The sequence below is a fragment of the Variovorax sp. 160MFSha2.1 genome (assembly GCF_048305075.1).
Taxonomy (GTDB): Bacteria; Pseudomonadota; Gammaproteobacteria; order Burkholderiales; family Burkholderiaceae_C; genus Variovorax; species Variovorax guangxiensis.
Genome location: NZ_CP157624.1, coordinates 5865390 through 5888144, shown reverse-complemented (window position 1 = coordinate 5888144; position 22755 = coordinate 5865390). Strand labels below are relative to the sequence as shown.

The 22755-nt window shown below is 69.4% G+C and carries 20 protein-coding genes; 17 read left to right on the top strand and 3 right to left on the bottom strand.

Annotated features, from left to right (window positions below; all coding sequences use genetic code 11):
- Positions 1–43: 43 nt before the first annotated feature.
- Positions 44–1543, bottom strand: a complete 1500-nt coding sequence (locus tag ABL838_RS27115; RefSeq protein ID WP_418122758.1) for a cryptochrome/photolyase family protein — start codon at positions 1541–1543, stop codon at positions 44–46.
- Here ABL838_RS27115 and ABL838_RS27110 point away from each other — a divergent pair, their 5' ends adjacent.
- The 6 genes from ABL838_RS27110 to ABL838_RS27085 all read left to right on the top strand — a co-directional run bounded on the left by ABL838_RS27110 (position 1544) and on the right by ABL838_RS27085 (position 6492).
- On the top strand, positions 1544–2143 hold the full coding sequence (locus tag ABL838_RS27110; protein ID WP_301506141.1) for a YqgE/AlgH family protein: 600 nt from the start codon (positions 1544–1546) through the stop codon (positions 2141–2143).
- 124 nt (positions 2144–2267) lie between these two features.
- A complete protein-coding gene (ruvX, locus tag ABL838_RS27105; RefSeq protein ID WP_418117947.1) occupies positions 2268–2699 on the top strand; it encodes a Holliday junction resolvase RuvX in 432 nt (143 codons plus the stop codon).
- A gap of 139 nt (positions 2700–2838) precedes the next feature.
- Complete coding sequence (pyrR, locus tag ABL838_RS27100; RefSeq protein WP_126023621.1) at positions 2839–3339, top strand: bifunctional pyr operon transcriptional regulator/uracil phosphoribosyltransferase PyrR; 501 nt, start codon at positions 2839–2841, stop codon at positions 3337–3339.
- Entirely contained in the window at positions 3340–4302 is a 963-nt protein-coding gene (locus ABL838_RS27095; protein ID WP_019656265.1) for an aspartate carbamoyltransferase catalytic subunit, read from the top strand. It begins immediately after the preceding gene.
- A gap of 139 nt (positions 4303–4441) precedes the next feature.
- Positions 4442–5728, top strand: a complete 1287-nt coding sequence (locus ABL838_RS27090; protein ID WP_184640813.1) for a dihydroorotase — start codon at positions 4442–4444, stop codon at positions 5726–5728.
- A 17-nt stretch (positions 5729–5745) separates the two neighbouring features.
- Entirely contained in the window at positions 5746–6492 is a 747-nt protein-coding gene (locus ABL838_RS27085) for a lysophospholipid acyltransferase family protein (protein ID WP_126023619.1), read from the top strand.
- A 77-nt stretch (positions 6493–6569) separates the two neighbouring features.
- On the opposite strand, the gene ABL838_RS27080 is transcribed toward ABL838_RS27085, so the two are convergent.
- The gene (locus ABL838_RS27080) at positions 6570–7367 is read right to left on the bottom strand and encodes an IclR family transcriptional regulator (protein WP_126023618.1); all 798 of its coding nucleotides are present in this window, start codon (positions 7365–7367) and stop codon (positions 6570–6572) included.
- Between the two features lie 186 nt (positions 7368–7553).
- Here ABL838_RS27080 and ABL838_RS27075 point away from each other — a divergent pair, with 186 nt between their 5' ends.
- The 11 genes from ABL838_RS27075 to ABL838_RS27025 all read left to right on the top strand — a co-directional run bounded on the left by ABL838_RS27075 (position 7554) and on the right by ABL838_RS27025 (position 19350).
- A complete protein-coding gene (locus tag ABL838_RS27075) occupies positions 7554–9314 on the top strand; it encodes an FAD-dependent oxidoreductase (protein WP_418117945.1) in 1761 nt (586 codons plus the stop codon).
- Between the two features lie 41 nt (positions 9315–9355).
- Positions 9356–10132 carry an SDR family NAD(P)-dependent oxidoreductase gene (locus tag ABL838_RS27070; RefSeq protein WP_418122757.1) on the top strand — a complete coding sequence of 259 codons (777 nt, stop codon included), beginning with the start codon at positions 9356–9358 and terminating at the stop codon, positions 10130–10132.
- Positions 10133–10184: 52 nt separating this feature from the next.
- The gene (locus tag ABL838_RS27065) at positions 10185–11393 is read left to right on the top strand and encodes an ABC transporter substrate-binding protein (protein ID WP_418122756.1); all 1209 of its coding nucleotides are present in this window, start codon (positions 10185–10187) and stop codon (positions 11391–11393) included.
- Between the two features lie 79 nt (positions 11394–11472).
- The gene (locus ABL838_RS27060) at positions 11473–12396 is read left to right on the top strand and encodes a branched-chain amino acid ABC transporter permease (RefSeq protein WP_301506119.1); all 924 of its coding nucleotides are present in this window, start codon (positions 11473–11475) and stop codon (positions 12394–12396) included.
- Positions 12393–14183: an ABC transporter permease subunit gene (locus ABL838_RS27055; RefSeq protein ID WP_418122754.1), complete on the top strand. Its 1791-nt coding sequence runs from the start codon at positions 12393–12395 to the stop codon at positions 14181–14183. The genes ABL838_RS27060 and ABL838_RS27055 overlap by 4 nt, the downstream gene beginning before the upstream one ends.
- Before the next feature lie 20 nt (positions 14184–14203).
- Positions 14204–14914 carry an ABC transporter ATP-binding protein gene (locus tag ABL838_RS27050; RefSeq protein ID WP_126023612.1) on the top strand — a complete coding sequence of 237 codons (711 nt, stop codon included), beginning with the start codon at positions 14204–14206 and terminating at the stop codon, positions 14912–14914.
- A gap of 28 nt (positions 14915–14942) precedes the next feature.
- Entirely contained in the window at positions 14943–15914 is a 972-nt protein-coding gene (locus ABL838_RS27045; RefSeq protein WP_418122753.1) for an MBL fold metallo-hydrolase, read from the top strand.
- A gap of 168 nt (positions 15915–16082) precedes the next feature.
- On the top strand, positions 16083–17036 hold the full coding sequence (locus ABL838_RS27040) for a DMT family transporter (protein ID WP_418122752.1): 954 nt from the start codon (positions 16083–16085) through the stop codon (positions 17034–17036).
- Between the two features lie 12 nt (positions 17037–17048).
- Complete coding sequence (locus ABL838_RS27035) at positions 17049–18239, top strand: NADH:flavin oxidoreductase/NADH oxidase (RefSeq protein ID WP_418122751.1); 1191 nt, start codon at positions 17049–17051, stop codon at positions 18237–18239.
- A complete protein-coding gene (locus ABL838_RS27030; RefSeq protein ID WP_418117939.1) occupies positions 18236–18937 on the top strand; it encodes an EthD domain-containing protein in 702 nt (233 codons plus the stop codon). The genes ABL838_RS27035 and ABL838_RS27030 overlap by 4 nt, the downstream gene beginning before the upstream one ends.
- 89 nt (positions 18938–19026) lie before the next feature.
- Positions 19027–19350, top strand: a complete 324-nt coding sequence (locus ABL838_RS27025) for a hypothetical protein (protein ID WP_418122750.1) — start codon at positions 19027–19029, stop codon at positions 19348–19350.
- A gap of 216 nt (positions 19351–19566) precedes the next feature.
- Here ABL838_RS27025 and ABL838_RS27020 read toward each other — a convergent pair whose 3' ends face one another.
- The gene (locus tag ABL838_RS27020) at positions 19567–22527 is read right to left on the bottom strand and encodes a hypothetical protein (RefSeq protein ID WP_418122749.1); all 2961 of its coding nucleotides are present in this window, start codon (positions 22525–22527) and stop codon (positions 19567–19569) included.
- Between the last annotated feature and the right edge of the window lie 228 nt (positions 22528–22755).

Genomic DNA, 22755 nt, shown 5'->3' with positions numbered 1-22755 from the left:
CTCGAAGGCCCTTTTCTTTTTCCGGTTCTTTCTATTTCTATTTCTACTTCTGCAGCGCCTTCGCCCGCGCCACCCCGTAGCGCTGCAGCGTCTTCTCGCGCGCCTCGGCGTGGTCGACCACCGGCTTCGGGTAGGTCTCGCCGAGCTTGATGCCGGCGGCCTCCAGCTCCACCGGCGAGGCCAGCCACGGCGCATGGATCGCCGTGTTCGACAGCCCCGCCAGTTGCGGCAGGTAGCGGCGGATGAACTTGCCCTCGGGGTCGAAGCGCTCGCTCTGCGTGACCGGGTTGAAGATGCGGAAGTAGGGCTGGGCGTCGCAGCCGCTGGAGCTGGCCCACTGCCAGCCGCCGTTGTTCGAGGCCAGCTCGAAGTCGTTGAGGTGCAGCGCGAAGTAGGCCTCGCCGCGGCGCCAGTCGAGCCCCAGGTCCTTGCACAGGAAGCTCGCCGCCACCATGCGCAGGCGGTTGTGCATGTAGCCGCTCTGGTTGATCTGCAGCATGGCCGCGTCCACCAGCGGGTAGCCGGTGCGGCCGTTGCACCAGGCGTCGAAGAGCTGGTCGGCGTGCTTGCCGTGGTGCCACTGGATCTTGTCGTACTCGGGGCGGAAGCTCTTCGATTCACCGCCTTTGTGCACGTGCGGGAAGTGCGCCAGGATCTGGAAATAGAACTCCCGCCAGATCAGCTCGCTCAGCCAGGTCGCCGCGCCCGTGTTGCCCTGCAGCGAGAGCTGGTGCGACAGGCTCGCCATCTGCCGGATCGACACCGTGCCGAAGCGCAGGTGCACGCCCATGTAGCTGGGCCCGCGCACGGCGGGGAAGTTGCGCGCCTCGTCGTAGCGGTCGATGCGCTCGAAGAAGTCCTCGAAGAGCTGGCCGGCGCCTCGGGTGCCGGTGGGAATCTCCAGCGTCGACAGGTTGGTCATCTCGAAGCCGATCTCGCGCAGCGCGGGCACCGGCTCGCCGTAGGCCTGCGGCGAGGGCGCCAGCGCGTCGGCGTGGCTGCGTACCGGGTACGACTTGAGGAAGAAGGAATCGAGCTTCGCCAGCCAGGCCCGCTTGTAGGGCGTGAACACCGTGTAGGGCTGGCCGGTCTTGGTCATGACCTCGTCGCGGTCGAAGACGGTCGAGTCCTTGTAGGTGTGGAAGGTCACGCCGGCATTGGCCAGCGCGCCGAAGACTTTGGCGTCGCGCTCCAGCGCGTCGGGCTCGTCGTCGCGGTTGGCGAAGACCGCCTGCACCTCCAGCTCGCGGGCCAGTGCCGGGATCTCCTGCGCCGCCACCGCGTGCCGCACGATCAGCCCGCCGCCCAGTGAGCGTAATTCGGCCTCGAGCTCCACCAGCGATTCGCGGATGAATTCGACCCGGCGGTCGGCCGTGGGAAGGGCGTCCAGGATCGCCTTGTCGAACACGAAGACGCACAGCACCTGACGGCAGGCCCGCAGCGCCCGGTAGAGGGCGGCGTTGTCGTCCACGCGGAGGTCGCGGCGGAACCACATGAGCCCTTTGGGATAGGTCTTGTCGACGGCCAGTAAAATCGGAGGCATATGGCCGCCGATTCTGCCCCGATGAACCTCACGCATCACTTTTTGATAGCGATGCCCGGGATGGAAGACAAAACTTTCAACCGCAGCGTCGTGTACCTCTGCGAACACAGCGAGCGCGGCGCGCTCGGCCTGGTGATCAACAAGCCCAGCGACATCAACCTCAAGGTGCTGTTCGAGAAGATCGAGCTGCACCTGGCCCGCCCGGAGCTGGGCGAGGCCCCCGTATTCCAGGGCGGCCCGGTGCAGACCGAGCGCGGCTTCGTGCTGCACGAGCCGGTCTTCGCCCAGGCCGAGAAGCCCGAGGAATCCGTCTACGCCTCGACCATGACCATCCCCGGCGGGCTCGAGATGACCACTTCCAAGGACGTGCTGGAGGCCCTGGCCACCGGCGCGGGTCCGCGCAAGGTGCTGGTTTCCCTGGGCTATGCGGCCTGGGGCGAAGGGCAGCTCGAATCCGAGCTGGCCGAGAACAGCTGGCTCACCGTGGGCGCCGACCCGGCCGTGATCTTCGACACCCCGATCGAGCAGCGCTACGACAAGGCGCTGATGCTGCTGGGCCTGGAGGCCTGGAAGCTCTCTCCCGACGCCGGACACGCATGATGAACTCGGCTCACCCCCAGGCTGCGCGCACTTCGTGTCGCTTCGCCAACCCCCTTCCGGGGGCGGGCCGGCCGCTTCGGGCGGCCGTGCGCGGCGGCCCCCTGTCCCTGTGACTGGACCGGCGATGTCTGACAGTGCCCAGCCCCCGGCACCTGCAGTTGTTCCCGCCCATTTCCAGAGCTTCCTGGCCTTCGATTTCGGCCTGAAGCGCACGGGCGTGGCCAGCGGCAACCGGCTGCTGCGCACCGCCACGCCCCAGCCGACCATCAAGGCCGAGGGCGACGCGCGTTTCGCGCAGGTCGAGGCGCGCATCAAGGAATGGCAGCCCGACGCGCTGGTGATCGGCGTGCCCTGGCACCCCGACGGCGCCGCGCACGAGAACACCCGCCGCGCGCAGAAGTTCGCGCGCCAGCTGCGCGGCCGTTTCAATCTCCAGGTGTTCGAGGTCGACGAGCGCTACAGCACCACCGAGGCCCTGTCGTCAGGCGCCCGCGATGCCGACGCGGCATCGGCCTGCATCATCCTGGAGCAATTCCTCAGGAGCCTTCAGGAATGAGGCTCTCCCCCAGGCTTCGCGCACTTCGTGTCGCTTCGCCAACCCCCTCGCCGGGGGCGACACCGGTGGCCGGGCAAAGCCGGTTCCACGGTGTTCCCCGAGCTTTCCCTTTCCCTTGCCTTGCCGTGGAGCAATCATCGTGAGTTCTGTCGTTCCTGACGCCGAGGCGTTGTATCTCGACCTGCTGGCCGGCGTGAAGCCGCTGATGCGCCCCGAAACGAAGCTGGTCGGCATCACCTCCGGCGGCGCCTGGCTGGTCGAGCGGCTGCAGAAGGACCTGGGCCTGCCCGGCGCGCCCGGCATCATTTCGTCGGCGATGCATCGCGACGACTTCTCGCGCCGCGGCCTCTCGGCCAGCGTGCAGACCGCGCTGCCCTTCGACGTGAACGGCGCCGACGTGCTGCTGCTCGACGACGTGCTCTACACCGGCCGCACCATCCGCGCGGTGCTCAACGAGCTGTTCGACTTCGGCCGTCCGGCCAGCGTGCGCCTCGCGGTGCTGGTGGATCGCGGCGGCCGCGAACTGCCCGTGGCCGCCGACTTCGCCGCCACGACGCTGGCGCTGCCCGACACGCAACTGCTCGCCCTCGCACGCGCCAACGACGGTGCCTTCAGCCTCAAGGTGGAGGAGAACAAGTAAATGCTCTACAAGCGAAATCCCCAGCTCAACAAGAACGGCGAGCTGATCCACCTGCTGTCGATCGAGGGCCTGCCCAAGGACATCGTCACGCACATCCTCGACACGGCCGCCAACTTCACGAGCGTGAGCGACCGCGAGGTGAAGAAGGTGCCGCTCCTGCGCGGCAAGAGCGTGTTCAACCTGTTCTTCGAGAACAGCACCCGCACGCGCACCACCTTCGAGATCGCTGCCAAGCGCCTCTCCGCCGACGTCATCAACCTCGACATCGCGCGCTCCTCGGCCACCAAGGGCGAGTCGCTGCTGGACACCATCGCCAACCTGAGCGCCATGGCGGCCGACCTGTTCGTCGTGCGCCACAGCGAGTCGGGCGCGCCCTACCTGATCGCGCAGCACGTCGCGCCGCACGTGCACGTGGTGAATGCCGGCGACGGCCGCCACGCGCACCCGACGCAGGGGCTGCTCGACATGTACACGATCCGCCACTACAAGAAAGACTTCTCGAACCTCACGGTCGCCATCGTCGGCGACGTGCTGCATTCGCGCGTGGCGCGCTCCGACATCCACGCGCTCACCACGCTGGGCTGCGCCGAAGTGCGCGTGGTCGGCCCCAAGACGCTGGTGCCCGGCGACATGGCCGGCATGGGCGTGCGCGTGTGCCACACGCTCGAAGAGGGCATCAAGGACTGCGACGTGGTCATCATGCTGCGCCTGCAGAACGAACGCATGAGCGGCGCGCTGCTGCCCTCGTCGCAGGAGTTCTTCAAGACCTTCGGCCTCACGCAGGAAAAGCTGCAGCTGGCCAAGCCCGACGCCATCGTGATGCATCCGGGCCCCATCAACCGCGGCGTGGAGATCGACTCCGCCGTGGTCGACGGCAAGCAGAGCGTGATCCTTCCGCAGGTCACTTTCGGCATCGCGGTCCGGATGGCGGTAATGAGCATCGTCGCAGGTAACGAAGCATAGAAATGTTGCTCGCCCCCAGTCTTCGCGCACTTCGTGTCGCTTCGCCAACCCCCTGCCGGGGGCAACACCAGTGGCCCGGCGAAGCCGGTTCCACGGTGTTTCCCGAAAAGGCCATGACTGTCACTGGAAGTACAGACGCATGAACATCCACATCGCCAACGGCCGCGTCGTCGACCCCGCGTCGGGCATCGACAAGCAGGCCGACATCGCCATCGCCGACGGAAAGATCGCCGGCATCGGCGGCAGCATTCCGGCAGGCTTCAAGGCCGAACGCACCATCGACGCCACGGGCTGCATCGTCGCGCCGGGCCTCGTCGACCTCGCCGCGCGGCTGCGCGAGCCCGGCTATGAGCATGAAGGCATGCTCGAAAGCGAAATGGCCGCGGCCATCGCGGGCGGCGTGACCAGCCTCGTGTGCCCGCCCGACACCGACCCGGTGCTCGACGAGCCCGGCCTGGTCGAGATGCTCAAGTTCCGCGCCGAGAAGCTGCAGGCCGCGCGCCTCTTCCCGCTGGGAGCGCTCACGCGCGGCCTGGCCGGCGGCGTGCTGACCGAGATGGCCGAGCTCACCGAGGCCGGCTGCATCGGCTTCGGCCAGGCCGACGTGCCGCTGGGCGACACGCAGGTGCTGCAGCGCGCGCTCTCCTACGCCAGCACCTTCGGCTACACCGTGTGGCTGCGCCCGCAGGACCGCGACCTCGGCAAGGGCGTCGCCGCCAGCGGCCCGCTGGCCACGCGGCTGGGCCTGGCGGGCGTGCCCGTGTCGGCCGAGACCATCGCCATCTTCACCATCGTCGAGCTGATGAAAGCAACCGGCGCACGCGTGCACCTGTGCCGCATCTCCAGCGCCCGCGGCGTGGAGCTGGTGCGCCAGGCCAAGGCGCAGGGGCTGCCGATCACCTGCGACGTCAGCATCAACTCGCTGCACCTGGCCGACACCGACATCGGCTACTTCGACAGCCGCGCCCGCCTGAACCCGCCGCTGCGCCAGCAGGGCGACCGCGACGCGCTCTCGGCCGCGCTGGCCGACGGCACCATCGACGCGCTGGTGTCCGACCACACGCCGGTCGAGGCCGACGCCAAGACGTTGCCCTTCGCCGAGAGCGAGGCGGGCGCCACCGGGCTCGAGCTGCTGCTGCCGCTGGCGCTGCGCTGGGGCGAGCGCAGCGGCGCGGGCATCGCGCGCGCCATCGAGGTCGTCACCGCTGCGCCCGCGCGCCTGCTGGGCGCCACCGATGCGGGCGCCGGCATCGGCCGGCTGCAGCAAGGCGGCGTGGCCGACCTGTGCATCGTCGATCCCGCGCTCGAATGGCAGGTGGAGCCCGGCGCGCTCAGGAGCCAGGGCAAGCACACGCCCTTTGCCGGCTACCCGCTGCAGGGCCGCGCGCGCCACACGCTGGTGGCCGGCCGCATCGTCCACGGTTGAGAGGGGCCCGGGCGCCGATGCTTCATTCGCTGAAAGCCTGCTGGCGCCTGGCGCGCGCGGTGGCGCACGCGGCCTCGGGCTGGTGGACGATCCGCTTCACCTTCCCGAAGCTCACGCAGGCCGAGCGCAACGCGCGCGTGCAGGCGTGGTCGCGGCGCATGCTGGAGCTCATGGGCATCACGCTGGTGGTGCAGGGCACGCCGCCGCCCACGGGGCCGGTGCTGCTGATCTGCAATCACCTCTCGTGGCTGGACATCACGACCATCCATGCCGCGCGGCACGTGCGCTTCGTGTCGAAGTCGGACGTGAAGGGCTGGCCGCTGATCGGCACGCTGTCCAACGGCTCGGGCACGCTCTACATCGAGCGCGAACGCCGCCGCGACGCGCTGCGCGTGGTGCACCACATGACCGACGCGCTGCGCAACGGCGACCTGATCGGCGTGTTCCCCGAAGGCACGACCAGCGACGGCCGGGGCCTGCTGCCCTTCCACGCGAACCTGCTGCAGGCGTCGATCTCCTCGGGCGCGCCGGTGCTGCCCGCCGCGCTGCGCTTCGCCGACGCCGCCACCGGCGAGACCAGCCAGGCGCCGCGCTATATCGACGACGACAACCTCGTCGTCTCGCTGTGGAACACGCTGCGCGCGCCGCCGCTGCTGGCCATCGTGCGCTTCGGCGAGCCGCAGGACCCGCATGGCCGCGACCGGCGCGAATGGGCGCATTCGCTGCATGAAGACGTGCAGCAGCTGCGCCGCGAGACGCACTGACCGGCCGGAACCAAAAGAAAAAGGCGCTTCGTCGAAGCGCCTTTTTCTTTTGCCGGGAAGCCGGTGAAGACCCGCGATCAGGCCTGCTCGCCCGTGGGCACGAAGCCCAGCCGGCGCGAGATCTCCAGCGCGCAGGCCCTCAGCGGCACGGCAACGCGGCCGTCCCATTCGCGGTCGAAGGTAGCCTCGGGACCCATGGCGGTGATGCCCAGCACCAGGTTGTTGGTGGAGTCGAACACCGGCGCGCAGAAGGCGTCGATGCCCGGGATCGGCTGGCCCAGCGTGCGTGACATGCCGTGCAGGCGCGTCTCGACCAGCAGGGCCTCGATCTCGGCGCGCGACAGCTCGGCGGTGGCGCCGCGGCCGTCCGCGGGGCGGGTGCGCGCCAGGTCCTCCAGCATCATCTTCTCGACCACCTTGGGCGGCAGGTAGGCCGCGAAGAGCCGGCCCGTCGCGGTGTAGGCCAGCGACATGACGGTGCCGGTGCGCAGGTTCACGTGCAGCGGGTGGATCGGCTCCTCCAGCCGCACCACGGTCGGCCCGAAGTTGCCCCACACGGCCACCGCGATGCTCTGCTCGGTCTCCGACGCGAGCTGTTCGATCAGCGGCGACGCCTCCTTGATCGGATCGAGCCGCTGCAGCTTGGCCAGCCCCAACTGCAGCGCCAGCGGGCCGAGCTCGTAACGGCCCGCGCTGTCCTGCACCACGAAGCCGACCTTCAAAAAGCTGACGAGATAGGGGTGCGCCTTGCCGACGGGAACACCCGCGGCCTTGCCCAGGTCGCGCAGCGCCATGGGCGCGACGTGGCGCCCGAGCGCCACCAGCAGTTGCGTTCCGATTTCGACGGACTGAATGCCACGTCTTGGCTTTTCCATGGGGCGCCCGGCGTGGGGAGTGAGAGTGGGGGCGAGTATAGCCATCAGGGTTTCTACTGATATTATCGTGTTCAATCGATGATGATTGAACATCTGATAGTAACGAAGAGACTTGACCATATCAACGTCGCTGCCTAAACTGCGCCGCAACTTAGGTCTTACACAAACACGCGAACAGGCAGAGACATGGAACAGAACACTTTCGAATGCGACGTGCTCGTCGTCGGCAGCGGCGCATCGGGCATGGCCACCGCGGTCACGGCGGCTTCGCAGGGCTTGAAGGTGCTGGTGGTCGAGAAGGAGCCGCGCTTCGGCGGCACCACCGCGCGCTCGGGCGGCTGGCTGTGGATTCCGGGCACGCGCCTGGCCACGGAGCAGGGCATCCACGAGCCCGAGGGCGCCGCGCTCGAATACATGAAGCACGAGGCCACCACGCACTTCGACGCCGCGCGCGTCGGCGCCTTCCTGGAGATGGGGCCCAAGGCCATCGACTTCTTCACGCGCAACACCTGCGTGCAGTTCGACATGCCGGCCGTCTTCCCCGACTACCACGCCGAGGCGCCGGGCGGCCAGCAGGGCGGCCGCTCGATGGTCACGCGCCCGTTCGACGGCCGCGAGCTCGGCAAGCGCATCAAGCAGCTGGCGCCGCCGCTGCCCGAACTCACCGTGTTCGGGATGATGTTGGGCTCGGGCCCCGAGATCAAACACTTCATGCGGGCCTTCAAGTCGCCGACCTCGTTCTGGTACGTGACCAAGCGCCTGAGCCGCCACTTCCTCGACGTGCTGCGCCACGGCCGCGGCATGACGCTGACCAACGGCAATGCACTGGCCGGCCGCCTGGCCAAGGCCGCGATGGACAAGAACATTCCCGTGTGGCTCTCGTCGCCGGTGAAGAAGCTGGTGGTCGAGTACGACGGCGTCTCCGGCGCGGTGGTGCAGCACGAAGGCCAGAACGTGCGCGTGGTCGCGAAGCGCGGCGTGGTGCTGGCCTGCGGCGGCTTCCCCTACGACGTGGAACGCCGCAAGCAGCTCTTTCCGCATGCGCCCACCGGCCGCGAGCACTACTCGCCATCGCCTTCCACCAACACCGGCGACGGCCTGCGTCTGGCCGAGGCCGTGGGCGGCCGCGTCGACGGCACCATCCCGCATGCCGCGGCGTGGGTGCCCGCGTCGGTCACCACGCGCCCCGACGGCAGCAAGGGCGTGATGCCGCACTTCATCGACCGCGCCAAGCCCGGGGTGATCGCGGTCACCACCAAGGGCCGCCGCTTCACCAACGAGGGCAACTCGTACCACGACTTCGTGCAGGCGATGGTCAAGGCCTGCGAGGGTGAGCCCGAGGTAACGGCCTGGCTGTTGTGCGACCACAAGGCGCTGCGCGACTACGGCCTGGGCTGCGTCGCGCCCGCGCCGCTGCCCATCGGGCGGCACCTGAAGAGCGGCTACCTCAAGCGCGGCGCCACCGTCGGCGAACTGGCCAAGGAACTCGGCATCGCGCCCGCCACGCTCGAAGCCACCGTGCAGGAGTTCAACAAGGGCGCGCGCACCGGCGACGACCCCGCCTTCGGCAAGGGCAGCAAGGCCTACAACCGCTACCAGGGTGACGCCAACATCACGCCCAACCCCTGCGTCGCGCCGCTGGAGAACGGCCCCTACTACGCCATCAAGCTGGTGATCGGCGACATCGGCACTTTCGCCGGCCTCGTCACCGACGAGAAGACCCGCGTGCTCGACGCCAACCGCCAGCCGATCAAGGGCCTCTACGCGGTGGGCAACGACGCCGCCAGCGTCATGGGCGGCAACTACCCCGGCGCCGGCATCACCCTCGGCCCGGCGCTGACCTTCGGCTATGTCGCCGGCCTGCAGGTCGCGCAGGCCGAAGCCAAGGCCGCGGCGCAGCTGAAGGTGGAGCAGCGCGAGGCCGTGCCGGTCAGCCGAGCTGCCTGAGCGTCATACACCCACACATATATAGAGAGAAGGAGACACCGATGGCCTTTCCATCCACCGTCGCACCCCGCCTGCTCGAAGGCCACCTGGCCTTCATTACCGGCGCGGGCCAGGGCAACGGCCGCGCGCTCGCGCTGGGCCTGGCGCAGGCCGGTGCGCGCGTGGTCGTCACCGACATGAACGACGCCACCGTGCGCGAGACCGCGCAGCTGGTGCGCGACGCGGGCGGCGAGGCCTGGTCCTTCGTGCTCGACGTGACCGCGCCCGAAGCCTGCCAGGCATTGGCCGAGCGCGTGGGCAAGGAGATCGGCAACGTCGACCTGCTGGTCAACAACGCCGGCATCATCATCCGCGAGAACACCAGCAGCCCCAACGCCGCTGCCAACTGGAAGAAGACCATCGACGTGAACGTGCACGGCACCTTCAACACCACGCTGGCCTTCATCCCGGTGCTCAAGCAGACGAAGGGCTCGATCGTCAACATCGCCTCCATTGCCGCCTACGCGGGGCAGGGCGCCAGCCTGGGCTACTCGCCGTCGAAGGGCGCGATCAAGATGCTCACGCAGTCGCTCGCGCAGGAGCTCGCGCCCGCTGGCGTGCGCGTCAACGCGCTGGCCCCCGGCGTGATCGAGACACCCATGACTGCGGCCACGCGCGAGAACCCGCAGCGCCTCGAATCGTTCATGACGCGCATCCCCATGGGCCGCGTCGGCCAGACCGAAGACCTCGTGGGCCCGGTGATCTTCCTGGCCAGCGACATGTCGCGCTACGTGACCGGCATCGTGCTGCCGGTGGACGGCGGCTTCCTCGCCGTCTGAGCCCCCTTTTGTTTTTTCCGCTTCCCCGTCCGTCAACCTCAGGAGACAAAAAATGAAAACCATCCGTCTGTACAAGACGCTGCTCGCCGCGGCCGCGTTCGCCGCCTTCACGGCCGGCGCTACCGGTGCCATGGCGCAGGACATCAAGGTCGGCTACAACGGCGACCTCTCCGCGTCGCCCTCGGCCCAGAGCGGCCAGGCCGCGGTGCTGGGCATGGAGGCGGCCATCGCCGACATCAACGCCGCAGGCGGCGTGCTCGGCAAGAAGCTGGCGCTGGTCACGCGCGACGACGTCTCGGCGCCGCCGAAGTCGATCCAGAACATGAGCGACCTGATCGACAACGAGAAGGTGGCTGCTGTCTTCGGCCCCACCAACTCGGGCAACGCGATGGCGTGGAAGCACATCGCCAACCAGAAGAAGATCCCCGTGCTGGGCAACGTGGGCTCGGGCACCGACATCACCAAGCCGATGAGCCCCGGCGCCGACAACTACATGTTCCGCGTCTCGATGGTCGACCGCGAGCAGGTCGCCGCGCTCATGGCCTACGTGAAGAAGAACACCGCAGGCTCCAAGGTGGTGGGCCTGATGGCCGAGACCACCGGCTACGGCCAGGGCGGCCTGAAGGACATGGAGGAGATCGCCAAGCTGCAGGACATCAAGATCGCCGCCACCGAGCGCTTCGGTGTCGGCGACACCGACATGACCTCGCAGCTGAGCAAGATGAAGGCCGCCAACGTCGACACCGTGGTGGTGTGGGCGCAGGGCACGCCCATCGCGCAGCTGGTGCGCAGCATGGAGAAGATCAACTACTTCCCGCTGACGCTGACCTCCTGGGCCGCCGACAACATCACCTTCTACGACGCGGCCGGCAAGCAGCTCGCGGAGAAGCCGATCTTCATGCGCACCGTGAGCGAGACCCGCACGCCCGCGCAGCAGAAGCTCTTCGACCGCATCGGTGCCAAGCTGAAGGCGCCGGGCTCGTTCTCTTTCGCGCTGCACGGCTACGACTCCGTGCAGCTGCTGGCGCAGGCCATGAAGCAGGCCAACAGCACCGACGGCGCGGCGGTGCGCGCGGCGCTCGAAGACCTGAAGACGCCGGTGCAGGGCGTGCTCAAGACCTACGACAAGCCCTTCAGCAAGACCAACCACGAGGCGCTGACCGCCAAGGACCTGGTCTGGATCCGCTGGAAGGACGGCAAGCTGATGCCCTATACCGACGCGCTGATCCAGGGCCTGAAGCCGGCCGACTTCAAGCAGTAAGCAAGACAGAAAAGAAGAGGCGAAGCGACCGGCATGCCCGCGCGGCAGCCGGCGCCGTCTCGCAACGGAGATACACACCATGGTTGAAGCGCTCCTGCAGGCGCTCATCAGCGGGCTCGCCGTCGGCGGTGCCTATGCGCTGGTGGCGCTGGGATTCAGCATCACGTTCACGACCACCAAGACGCTGAACTTCTCGCACGGCGAGTTCGTCTCGGCCGGCGCCTTCATCGGCATGAGCGCCCTGTTCCTGGTACTGGGCAAGCCGCTGAGCTCCACCACCTTCGGCGATGCCGTGCCAGGCGCGGGCGCGCAGCTGTTCGCGCTGCTGGCCGCGCTCGGCGTGATGGGCCTCCTGGGCTGGCTGCTCTACGTGCTGGGCGTGCGTCCCTTCGCGGGCCGCCCCGGCATGGCGTGGGTGATGAGCACGCTGGGCTTCGGCGTGATCCTGCAGAGCGTGGGCCTGGCCATCTGGGGCCCGAAGCCGGTGGTGGTGCCCGCGCCCGTGGGCGACACCGTGATCCGCATGTTCGGCGTGGGCGTGCGTCCGCAGGAACTGCTGACGCTGGGCGTGGCCGTGGTGGTCATGCTCGGCTTCGACCGCGTGATGAACCGCACCATGGTCGGCAAGGCGATGCGCGCGGTCGCGCAGAACGGCAACGTCGCCAGCCTGATGGGCATCAACACCAACGCGATGATGATCGGCGCCTTCGTCGTCAGCTCGGCGCTGGCGGGGCTCTCGGGCTTCCTGCTCGCGCCCATTGCGCAGGCCTCGCTCTTCATGGGGCTGACCGTGGGGCTCAAGGGCTTCTCGGGCGCGATGATCGGCGGGCTGAGCAATCCCCGCGGCTGCGTGATCGGCGGCTTCCTGCTCGGCGTGCTCGAGTCGATGGTCAACCTGTGGCAGGCGCAGTGGCGCGAGGTGGCGGTGTTCGCGCTCGTCATCCTGGTGCTGGCCTTCCGGCCCACCGGCCTGTTCGGCCGCTCGACGGTGGAGAAGGTATGAAGCGCCTCGCGCATCCCCTCGCCGTGGTGCTGATCGCGGCGCTGCTCTGCGGCATCGTCTCGATGTCGGGCAACGACTACTACCTGCGCATCGCCTTCATGATGTGCGTCTACTACCTCTGCGCCGCCGGCATGAACGTGCTGGTGGGCTACGCGGGGCAGAAATCGCTGGGCCAGGCCGGGCTGTTCGCGGCCGGCGCCTACGGCGTGGCGCTGCTGACCTCGCGCACCGACATGGACCCGTGGCTCGCGCTCGCGCTGGCCGCCGTCATCTCGGGCCTGTGCGGCGTGCTGATCGCGCTGCCCTCGCTGCGCGTGAAGGGGCCGTACCTCGCCATGGTCACGCTGGCCTTCGGCATCGTGGTGGAGAAGCTCGTGGGCGAATGGACCGACGTGTTCGGCGGCGCGCAGGGCATCTACGGCATCCGCCCGCTCACCTGGAAGGGGGCGCCGCTGGACACCACGCAATGGGTCATCCTGGGCATCGTGCTGTGCGCGGCGCTGCACCTGCTGCTGCGCAACCTGCTCAACGGCCGCTTCGGCCGTGCGCTGCTGTCGCTGCAGGCGGACGAGATCGCTTCGTCTTCCGTGGGCGTGCGCGTGTACCGCGCCAAGGTCATGGCCTTCGTGGTCGCGGCCGTCACCTGCGGTATCGCGGGCGCGCTGGTGGCCCAGCAGAACCAGTACATCAACTCCGACTTCATCACCTTCCACCTGTCGATCTTCATCCTGCTGCTGGTGCTGTTCGGCGGCGCGGGCTCGATGTACGGGCCGCTGGTGGGTGCGGTGCTGCTCACGCTGACCGACGCGCTGCTCGCGCGCTGGCCCTCGGCGCAGCACTTCCTCTACGGCTTCCTGCTGCTGTTCGCGCTGTACGTGATGCCCGGCGGCGTGGTGGGCCTGTTCAACAAGTGGTTCATGAAGTCGCGCCATCGCGGCGAGGGCGCTGGCGGCAACGGCGTTCCGGGGCAGATCGGCCCCGGCGGCGAAGGCGAGCTGCTGGTGGTGCAGGGCGTGACCAAGTCGTACGGCGGCGTGAAGCCGGCGCAGGACGTGTCCTTCCGCCTGCAGCGCGGCCACATCCATGCGCTGATCGGGCCGAACGGCGCGGGCAAGAGCACCATGATTAACATGCTCACCGGCGTGATCGAACCCGACGCGGGCTCGATCCGCTTCCTGGGCCGCAACATCGTGGGCGAGCCGGCTCATGCCATCTGCTGCATGGGCATGGGCCGCACCTTCCAGAACCTGCGCCTGTTCGCGGATCTCTCGGTGCTCGACAACGTCATGCTCGGCCGCCACAGCCGCATGAGCAACGGCTTCCTGTCGTCGCTGGTGGCCTGGCCCACCGCGAACCGGCAGGAGAAGGCGACGCGCGAGCGCGCGCTGCAGCTGCTCGACCTGGTCGACCTCGGCCACCTCGCGCACTGGCCCGCCGGCAGCCTGCCCTATGGCCTGCAGCGCCGCGTGGAGCTGGCGCGCGCGCTGGCCACCGAGCCGCAGCTGCTGCTGCTCGACGAACCGGCCGCCGGCCTCAACCCGCAGGAGACCGCCGAGCTCGGCGAACTGCTGCTGCGCATCGGCAAGTGCGGCGTGTCGATCCTGATGGTGGAGCACCACATGGACCTGGTGATGTCGATCTCGGACCACGTCATCGTGCTCGACTACGGCATCAAGATCGCCGAGGGCAGGCCCGCCGAGGTGCAGGCCAACCCGCGCGTGGTCGAGGCCTACCTGGGCGTGGACGACGAAGAAGAAGCGGTATTGGCCACGGCCATGCCCGCCTGAGCAGAAAGACCGAAACCATCATGCTGAAAATCGAATCGGTGAAGGTCTCGTACGGCGCCATCGAGGCTGTCAAGGGCGTGAGCCTGGAAGTGCGCGCGGGCGAGGTCGTCACCATCATCGGCGCCAACGGCGCCGGCAAGAGCACGCTGCTCAAGAGCATCGTCGGCCTGGAGCCCGTGGCCGAGGGCCGCGTGCTGATCGACGGCAACGACTGCACGCACGTGCCCTCGCACAGGCGCGTGGGCCTGGGCGTGGCGCTGTCGCCCGAGGGCCGCGGCGTGTTCCCCGACCAGACGGTGCGCGAGAACCTGATGCTCGGCGCCTACTCGCGCCGCGGCGACAAGGCCTTCGTGGAGCGCGGCATCGAGCGCGAGTTCGCGCGCTTCCCGCGCCTGAAGGAGCGCCAGCACCAGCCCTCGGGCACGCTCTCGGGCGGCGAGCAGCAGATGCTGGCCATCGCCCGCGCGCTCATGAGCGAGCCGCGCCTGCTGCTTTTGGACGAGCCCTCGCTGGGCCTGGCGCCGCTCATCATCAAGGACATCTTCGATGCCATCCGCCAGCTGCGCAGCTCGGGCCTGACCATCCTTCTGGTCGAGCAGATGGCCAAGCAGGCGCTGGGCGTGGCCGACCGCGCCTACGTGCTCGAAACCGGCTGCATCACGCTCGAAGGCTCGGGCCGCGAGCTGCTCGACAACCCCAAGGTGAAGTCCGCGTACCTCGGCACGCACTGATTTCATCGCTCATTTCAAAGGACTGCCAATGACCACCACCAAGAAATTCGCCAGCCACGCCGACCTCGAGGAAAAGAAGGTCTCGTTCACCCGGCTCTCGGAGAACGCCTATGCCTACACCGCAGAGGGCGACCCGAACACCGGCATCTTCATCGGCGACGAGGCCGTGATGGTGGTCGACACCCAGGCCACGCCCGCGATGGCGCAGGACGTGATCCGCCGCATCCGCGAAGTGACGCCGCTGCCCATCAAGTACGTGCTGCTGAGCCACTACCACGCGGTGCGCGTGCTGGGCGCGTCGGCCTACTTCAAGGAGGGCGCCGAGCAGATCATCGCCAGCCGCGACACCTACGACCTGATCGTCGAGCGCGGCGAGCAGGACAAGGCCAGCGAGATCGGCCGCTTCCCGCGCCTGTTCCGCAATGTCGAGTCGGTGCCGCCGGGCCTGACCTGGCCCACCATGACCTTCGACGGCACCATGAGCGTGTGGCTGGGCAAGAAGCTCGAAGTCAAGATCGCGCAGGTGGGCCGCGGCCACACCAAGGGCGACACCATCGCCTACCTCGAAGACCAGAAGATCTGCTTCGCGGGCGACCTCGTCGAATACCAGAGCACCGCCTACGCCGGCGACTGCTACTTCCGCGACTGGCCCGCCACGCTCGACCGCCTCGCGGGCTTCGGCTTCGAGAAGCTGGTGCCCGGGCGCGGCGCCGCGCTGGAGAACGCCGCCGACGTGCGCAAGGCCATCGCCTCCACGCGCGCCTTCATCTCCGACGTGTACACGCTGGTCAACAACGGCGTGGCGCAGGGCAAGACGCTGAACGCGATCTACAAGGAAACCGTGGCGGCGCTGCGCCCCACGTACGGCCATTGGGTGATCTTCGACCACTGCATGCCGTTCGACGTGACGCGCGCCTACGACGAGGCCACCGGTCACGTCCACCCGCGCATCTGGACCGCCGAGCGCGACATCGAAATGTGGAACGAACTGGAAGGTTGACCACCCCAGGACTGTTGATCACCCCCAGCCTCGCCCACTTCGTGTGGCTCGGACACCCCCTCGCGGGGGCGCACCCTGCGGCTCGGCAGAGCCGGTTCCGCGGGAGCCTGCGAAGGGGCCTCGCTGCGCGGGCCGTGGCGTTGTGTTGTCTTTCGATGAACGATTGAAATGAACAAGTCTGCGCCGTCGTCATCTTCATCGACCTCTGCGGGCGCCACACCGGCCGCCGTGCAGGCCTGGCTGCTGCTGGGAATGCTCGTGTGGGGCGTGAACGTGTCGGCGGTGAAGGTGCTGACGGGCTTCTTCGAGGCGCTGCCGCTGGCGGCCTTGCGCATGGCGGTGGCGTGCGTGGCGCTGAGCGCGATCTTGCTCTGGCGGCGCGGCGGGGTGCCGGTGTTCGGCATGCGGCGTCTTGCGGCACTTGCCGGCTGCGGCTTCCTGATGGTGTATGCCAACCAGATCCTGTTCGCGCTGGGGTTGCAGCGTTCGACGGCCACCAACGGAGCGCTGATCATGGCGCTGAGTCCGCTGGTGTCGGCGCTGATGGCAGCGCTGGTGTTCCGCGAGGCGCTGACGGCGCGGCGCCTCTGCGGCGTGGCGCTGGGCTTCGCGGGCGTGGCGGCGGTCGTGCTGAGCCATCCGGGAGCAAGCCTGTCGCGCGCGGGGTTGGGCGATTTGCTGCTGGCGCTGTCGGTGGTGAGCTTCGCGGTCGGCGGCGTAGGCGTGCAGCGCCTGGCGCGGCAGATCGATCCGCTGTCGATGAGCTGGGGCATCTACGTCATGGGCACCGCGATGCTGGTGCTGCACACGCTGCTGGGGCCCTCGCCGCTGGGCGCGGCGCAGCTGTTCCCGGGTGCGTGGCCGTGGGTGCTGGTGCTGTTCTCGGGCGTGGCCGCCACCGCCGCCGGCAACCTGATCTGGAACCGCGCCATCTCCGTCATCGGCGTGGCGCGCACTGCTGTCTTTCTCTATTGGGTGCCGGTGTTCGGCGTCGCGGTCGCGGCGCTGCTGCTGGGCGAGGTGCTGACCTGGTGGCACCTGTTCGGCTTCGCCGCGGTGATGGGCGGCACGTGGCTGGGCACGCGGCCGGCAGCCGCCGCCGTGCCCAAGCCTGCACCCTGATTTCTTCCATCCATGTCCACCGACTCTCTTCCCCTGCTGTTCCAGCCCCTGCAACTGCGCGGCCTCACATTGGCCAACCGTGTCGTGATCTCGCCGATGTGCCAGCACGCCGCCGAGCGCGGCCATGCCACGCCGTGGCACATGGTGCACTTGGGCAAGTTCGCGCTCGGCGGCGCCGGGCTGATCCTCACCGAGAGCACAGCGGTCGATCCGCGCGGTCGCATCGGCACCGCCGACCTCGGCCTGTGGAACGACAGCCAGATCGCGCCGCTGAAGGCAGTGGTCGATTTCGTGCACGCGCAGGGCAGCGCCATCGGCGTGCAGCTCGCGCATGCAGGCCGCAAGGCGGGCAGCGAGCCGCTGTGGGAGGGGGGCGCCGCACTCGGCGATGCGCGCATGGCCGCCGACGAGGAGCCGTGGGAGCGCCTGGGCCCCAGCGCCATCGCGGCAGGGCCGGGTTGGTCGGTGCCGCGCGCGCTCGATGCCGATGGCATCGCGGCGGTGGTGCAGCGCTTCGTCGATGCGACGTTGCGCGCCGACAAGGCTGGCTTCGACGTGGTCGAGCTGCACTTCGGGCACGGCTACCTCGTCGCCAGCTTCCTTTCACCCAACGCCAACCATCGCGACGATGCCCTCGGCGGCAGCCGCGACAACCGCATGTGGCTCGCGCTGGAGATCGCGCAGCGCGTGCGTGCCGCGTGGCCGGCGGAGAAGCCGCTGTTCTGCCGCCTCTCGGCGGTCGACGGCACGCCCGATGGCTGGAACCTGGACGACTCGGTGGTGCTCGCGCGCGAGCTCAAGCGCTGCGGCGTCGACGTGATCGACTGTTCCTCGGGCGGCCTCACCGAGGAGACGCGCGCGCTGCCGGTGCCGCGCGGACTGGGCTTCCAGGTGCCGTTCTCCGCGCGCATCCGGCAGGAGGCGCAGGTGCCCACGCAGGCGGTCGGGATGATCGTCGACGCGCATCAGGCCGAGGCCGTGCTCGCCGCCGGGCAGGCCGATCTCGTCGCCCTGGGCCGCGAGGCCTTGCTCGACCCCTACTGGGCGCACCACGCGGCCGCGACGCTCGGTGCGGACCCCGGCTTCCAGCGCTGGCCGGTGCGCCACGGCGTGTGGCTGGCCAAGCGCGCGCCCGGCCTCGCGCGAGCGCGCGCCGAGGCGGAAGCCGCCTTGCAAATCAACGATAAGGAGACAAGCAGATGACCGAACCGACGCCCCTGCGCATGGGCCTGATCCGCAAGAAACCCGAATGGACCGACGAGGCCTTCCGCAGCCACTGGCGCGACAGGCACGGCCCGCTGGTGGCGCAGCTGCCCACGCTGCGCGGCTACCGGCAGAACCTCGTGCTCGACCGGCTGCAGCGCGGCATCGACTTCGCGCGTGGGCCGTGGGACTTCGACGGCTTCTCGCAGCTGGGCTTCGACGAGGCGAAGCAGGCCGACGCGGCCTTCAACCGCGGCGAGCTCGCCGCCGCCATCCGCGCCGACGAGGAACGCTTTCTGGGCGGCCTGCACATCGTGACCGTCGCGCAGACCGAGGTGATCGCGCCGCCGCCCAAGCCCGAGGGGCTGCTCAAGCGCATCTCGCTGCTGCGCCGGCCCGTCGAGCAGTCGGAAGAAGACTTCCGCCGCGAATGGAAGGTGCACGCCGACCACGTGCGCCGCATGCCTGGCGTGAGCGGCTACCGCCAGAACGTGGTGACCGCGCGCGAGTTCGTGAAGGGCACGCCCTGCGGCTACGCGGAGCTGCCGATCGACGGCATCGTCGAGCTGTGGTTCGAGAACCCCGGCACGCTCGATGCGGCCTTCGCATCGCCGCAAGGGCAGGTGACGATGGCGCATGCGCTCACCTTTCTTGCGGAGATCACGGCCTTCGTGGTGGAGGAGCACCGCGTGGTGTGAGGCCAATGAGGGCGGGCCGGGCATGGATGCGCTCGCCGCGCGGTGTCGCCGGCCATAACATCGGCGTTCGTCAAACCGGAGCGGCACACATGGGGCGCACTCGCATCTTCTTCCTGGGCATCGCCGTGGCCACGGCCGCATGCGCGGCGTCCGCCCAGACGCGCAAGCCGCTTCCGCCCGGCGTGGCGGGCGTGATGCGCATCGACGCCGGCACCGACTACGTGTTTCTCGACCGCCCCACCACCGTCGGCGGCGTCTGCAAGGGATGGAAGGCGGTATCGATACAGGCGCCGGGACCGGCGGGCTCGGGCACCACCAACCTCATGTGCTGGAAGGAATCGAACGGCCAGCTGCTGACGGCGACCGAGCAGAAGGTGACGCCGCAGGTCGCGCCGATGAGCCTGATCCGCTGAGGAGCAGCGGCGTTCACGCACGCCCCCCAAAAAAAAGCGCCCCTCGAGGGAGCGCTTAACGACGCACGGATGCGTCGTGAGGAGGAACCGGGATCCACGGAACCTCCACATTGACTCTGCGCAGCGCCCGCCCATGCGGGACATTGCAAGGCAAGTGCGTGAGCGCCTGCCTACATCGGCACCCCGGGGCCGGCAGCGGGCGAGCGGGTGGCCCGCTCAGCCCAGCAGGCCGTGCAGGATGTTGGTGACCGGGTTCACCACGTGGCTCACCGTCTGCTCGACCTGGCTGGTGATCGGCGCGACGACTTCGCCCACGCCGGAAGCCACTGCACCGGCCGCGCCTTCGGCCACGTGGGCCACTGTCTCGGCCACCGGCGCCACGGTGCCGGAAGTGCCGGCCAGGATGTCGGTCGCCGGCGCCGCCGCGCTGGAGGCCGCATGTGCCGCCGGAGCAGCCGCTTCGCTGGTCGCCGACTGCAGCACGTTGGCCACCGGGCCGTCGTCGCCGCCGAGCGAGCCGAGCAGGCGGCCGACCAGGCCGTCTGCGCCCAGCACGCTGCCGACCAGGCCTTCGTCGCCGAGCAGGTTGTTCACGATGCCGTCTTCGCCGAGCACGCCACCCAGCAGGCCGCCGGTGCCGCCGCCGCCGGTCACTCCGCCGAGCAGGCCGCCGACGAGGCCGTCTTCACCGAGGAGACCACCGACCAGGCCGCCGGCATCGCCGTTGGTGACGCCGCCGAGCAGGCCGCCGACGAGGCCGTCTTCACCGAGGAGACCACCGACCAAGCCACCGGCATCGCCGTTGGTGACGCCGCCGAGCAGGCCGCCGACGAGGCCGTCTTCACCGAGGAGGCCACCGACCAGGCCACCGGCATCGCCGTTGGTGACGCCGCCGAGCAGGCCGCCGACGAGACCGTCTTCGCTGAGCACGCCGCCCAGCAGGCCGCCGTCGCCCAGCACGCCGCCGAGGAGGCCGCCATCGCCACCGAGTACGCCGCCCAGCAGGCCGTCGTCGCCCAGCACGCCGCCGAGGAGGCCGCCGTCGCTACCGAGCACGCCGCCCAGCAGGCCGCCATCACCCAGCACGCCGCCGAGCAGGCCACCATCGCCACCGAGCAGACCGCCCAGCGGGCCATCGGCACCGAGGAGGCCGTCGTCGCCAAGAACCCCGCCCAGCAGGCCGTCTCCACCGAGGAGGCCGCCGATCAGGCCGTTGTCGCCCAGCACGCCGCTGAGCAGGCCGTCTTCGCCGCCGAGCAAGCCGCCGAGGGGTGTTGTGCCAAGCAGTCCTCCGGCCACGCCGTCGGGACCGAGCAGGCTGTCGACCAGCCCGTCGCCGCCCAGCAAGCCGCCGGTGAGGCCCTCGCTGCCGAGCAGGCCGGCGAGCGAGCCGTCGCCGCCGAGTACGCCTCCGAGCAGGCCGTCGTCGCCGCTCAGCAGGCCACCCAGAAGGCCGTCGTCACCCAGCACGCCGCCGAGCAGGCCGCCATCGCCACCGAGTACGCCGCCCAACAGGCCGTCGTCACCCAGCACGCCGCCGAGCAGGCCGCCATCGCCGCCGAGTACGCCGCCCAGCAGGCCGTCGTCACCCAGCACGCCGCCGAGGAGGCCGCCATCGCCACCGAGCACGCCGCCCAGCAGGCCGTCGTCGCCCAGCACGCCACCGAGCAGGCCGCCATCGCCACCGAGTACGCCGCCCAGCAGGCCGTCGTCGCCCAGCACGCCGCCGAGGAGGCCGCCATCGCCGCCGAGTACGCCGCCCAGCAGCCCGCCAAGCAAGCCGCCATCGCCAAGCAGCTGCCCGACCAATCCGTCTTCGCCGAGCACGCTGCCCACGAGGCTGCCTTCGCCGAGCAGGCCGTCGAGCACCTGGCTGACCACGCCTTCGTCGCCGACGATCTGGTCGACGAGGCCGTCGATGCCCAGGCCGGTGGTTACGCCGCCGAGCAGTCCGTCGCCACCGAGCACGTTGTCGAGGATGTTGCCGAGCGCGTCGGTCAGGTAGTCGACCTGGCCGTTCAGCGAGCCGATGAGCGCGCCGGTGAGGCCGGCGCCCAGCAGGCCGTCGACCACGGGTGTGAGCACGCCGCCGAGGTCGGCGGTGATGCCGTCGACAGTGTCGTCCAGCGGGTCGAAGGCGTTCGGATCGTCGGGCCTGAATTCGTTGCCCGCGATGGGCGAGAGCACGTCGTCCACGAGGTCGGTGAGGCCGTCGACCGTGGGCATCAGCGACGAGAGCGTGGGCGCGGAGCTCGTGACCGCGGCACTGCGCGCGGCGGCGGCCGTACCGCCGCCTCCGCCGAGGCCGAGCAGGTTGTCGAGGGCTCCGACAAGATGGTCGGCGGCGCCGTCGCCTGGGTCGAGCAGGTGGTCGGCGTCCGCGTCGGCGTCGGCATCCGAGTCGGCGTCCGAGTCGGCGTCCGCATCGGAGTCCGCGTCCGAATCGGCATCGGCGTCCGAATCGGCGTCGGCGTCGGCGTCAGCGTCGGCATCCGCATCCGAGTCGCCGTCCGCATCCGCATCCGCGTCGGCATCGGCGTCCGCGTCTGCATCCGCATCGCTTTCGCCGATGCCCGGAACGAAGAAGGGGACCGCGCCGTCGCTGCCCCCGCCGCCGCCCAGTGCCGCCGCGAGCCCGGCGGCGCCCAGCGCGCCGAGCGCGAATTCGCCCAGCCCGATGCCGCTGCCGGCAGCGGTCTTCTTGCTCACCGCGAGCGCGGCGGCTTCGGCGTCGCTGTCGGGCGCGGTCACTTCCAGGTCGCCGGAGGCCACGTCCACGTTCACCTGCTCCAGGCCGCTCGCGAGCTTGGTCGAGCTGATGGTGGCGTCCGTGCCGCCCGTGAACACGCCGGCCAGGGGTGCCTTGTTGGTGGCCGATCCGGGAAATAGAACGTTGGCATGGCCGTCCTGCGGAACGATCACGCGGTCGCCGGCCATCAGCGTCTGGTTGCCGGACACCGGAATCGCCACGCCGTCGCGCATGACGACCGTGCCGGGCGTCGCATTCGACAGTGACCCGATGCCGGCCGGCGCCGCAGCCGGTGTTGCCGAGGCGGCGGTGGCCGCCCCCATGGGAGCGACCGGCCGGACCGTCGCCTGCGCGAGGATCACCGGCGTGGCGGCACTGCTGTCGGCGCCTCCGGCGATCGAAGAAATCGTTGTGTTGGCATCCGCCATGGCAGCCTCCTCGGTAGTGGGAGTGGCTGACGGGGCAACTTGTGTGCCGCTTTTTTGCGCAGGCGCCGGCGTGGGGCAAGGTGCGCGCAAACTGTTGATTTACATGGAGATTTTTGCCGGAGCCACGTCGCGATGAAAGCGCCGGGCGGACGCACTTCGGCACTTGTTACGTAGCGCTGTTACCTTGTCAGTACGTAACGAAGGCCGGGGCGCAAGCAGCCGCCGGGC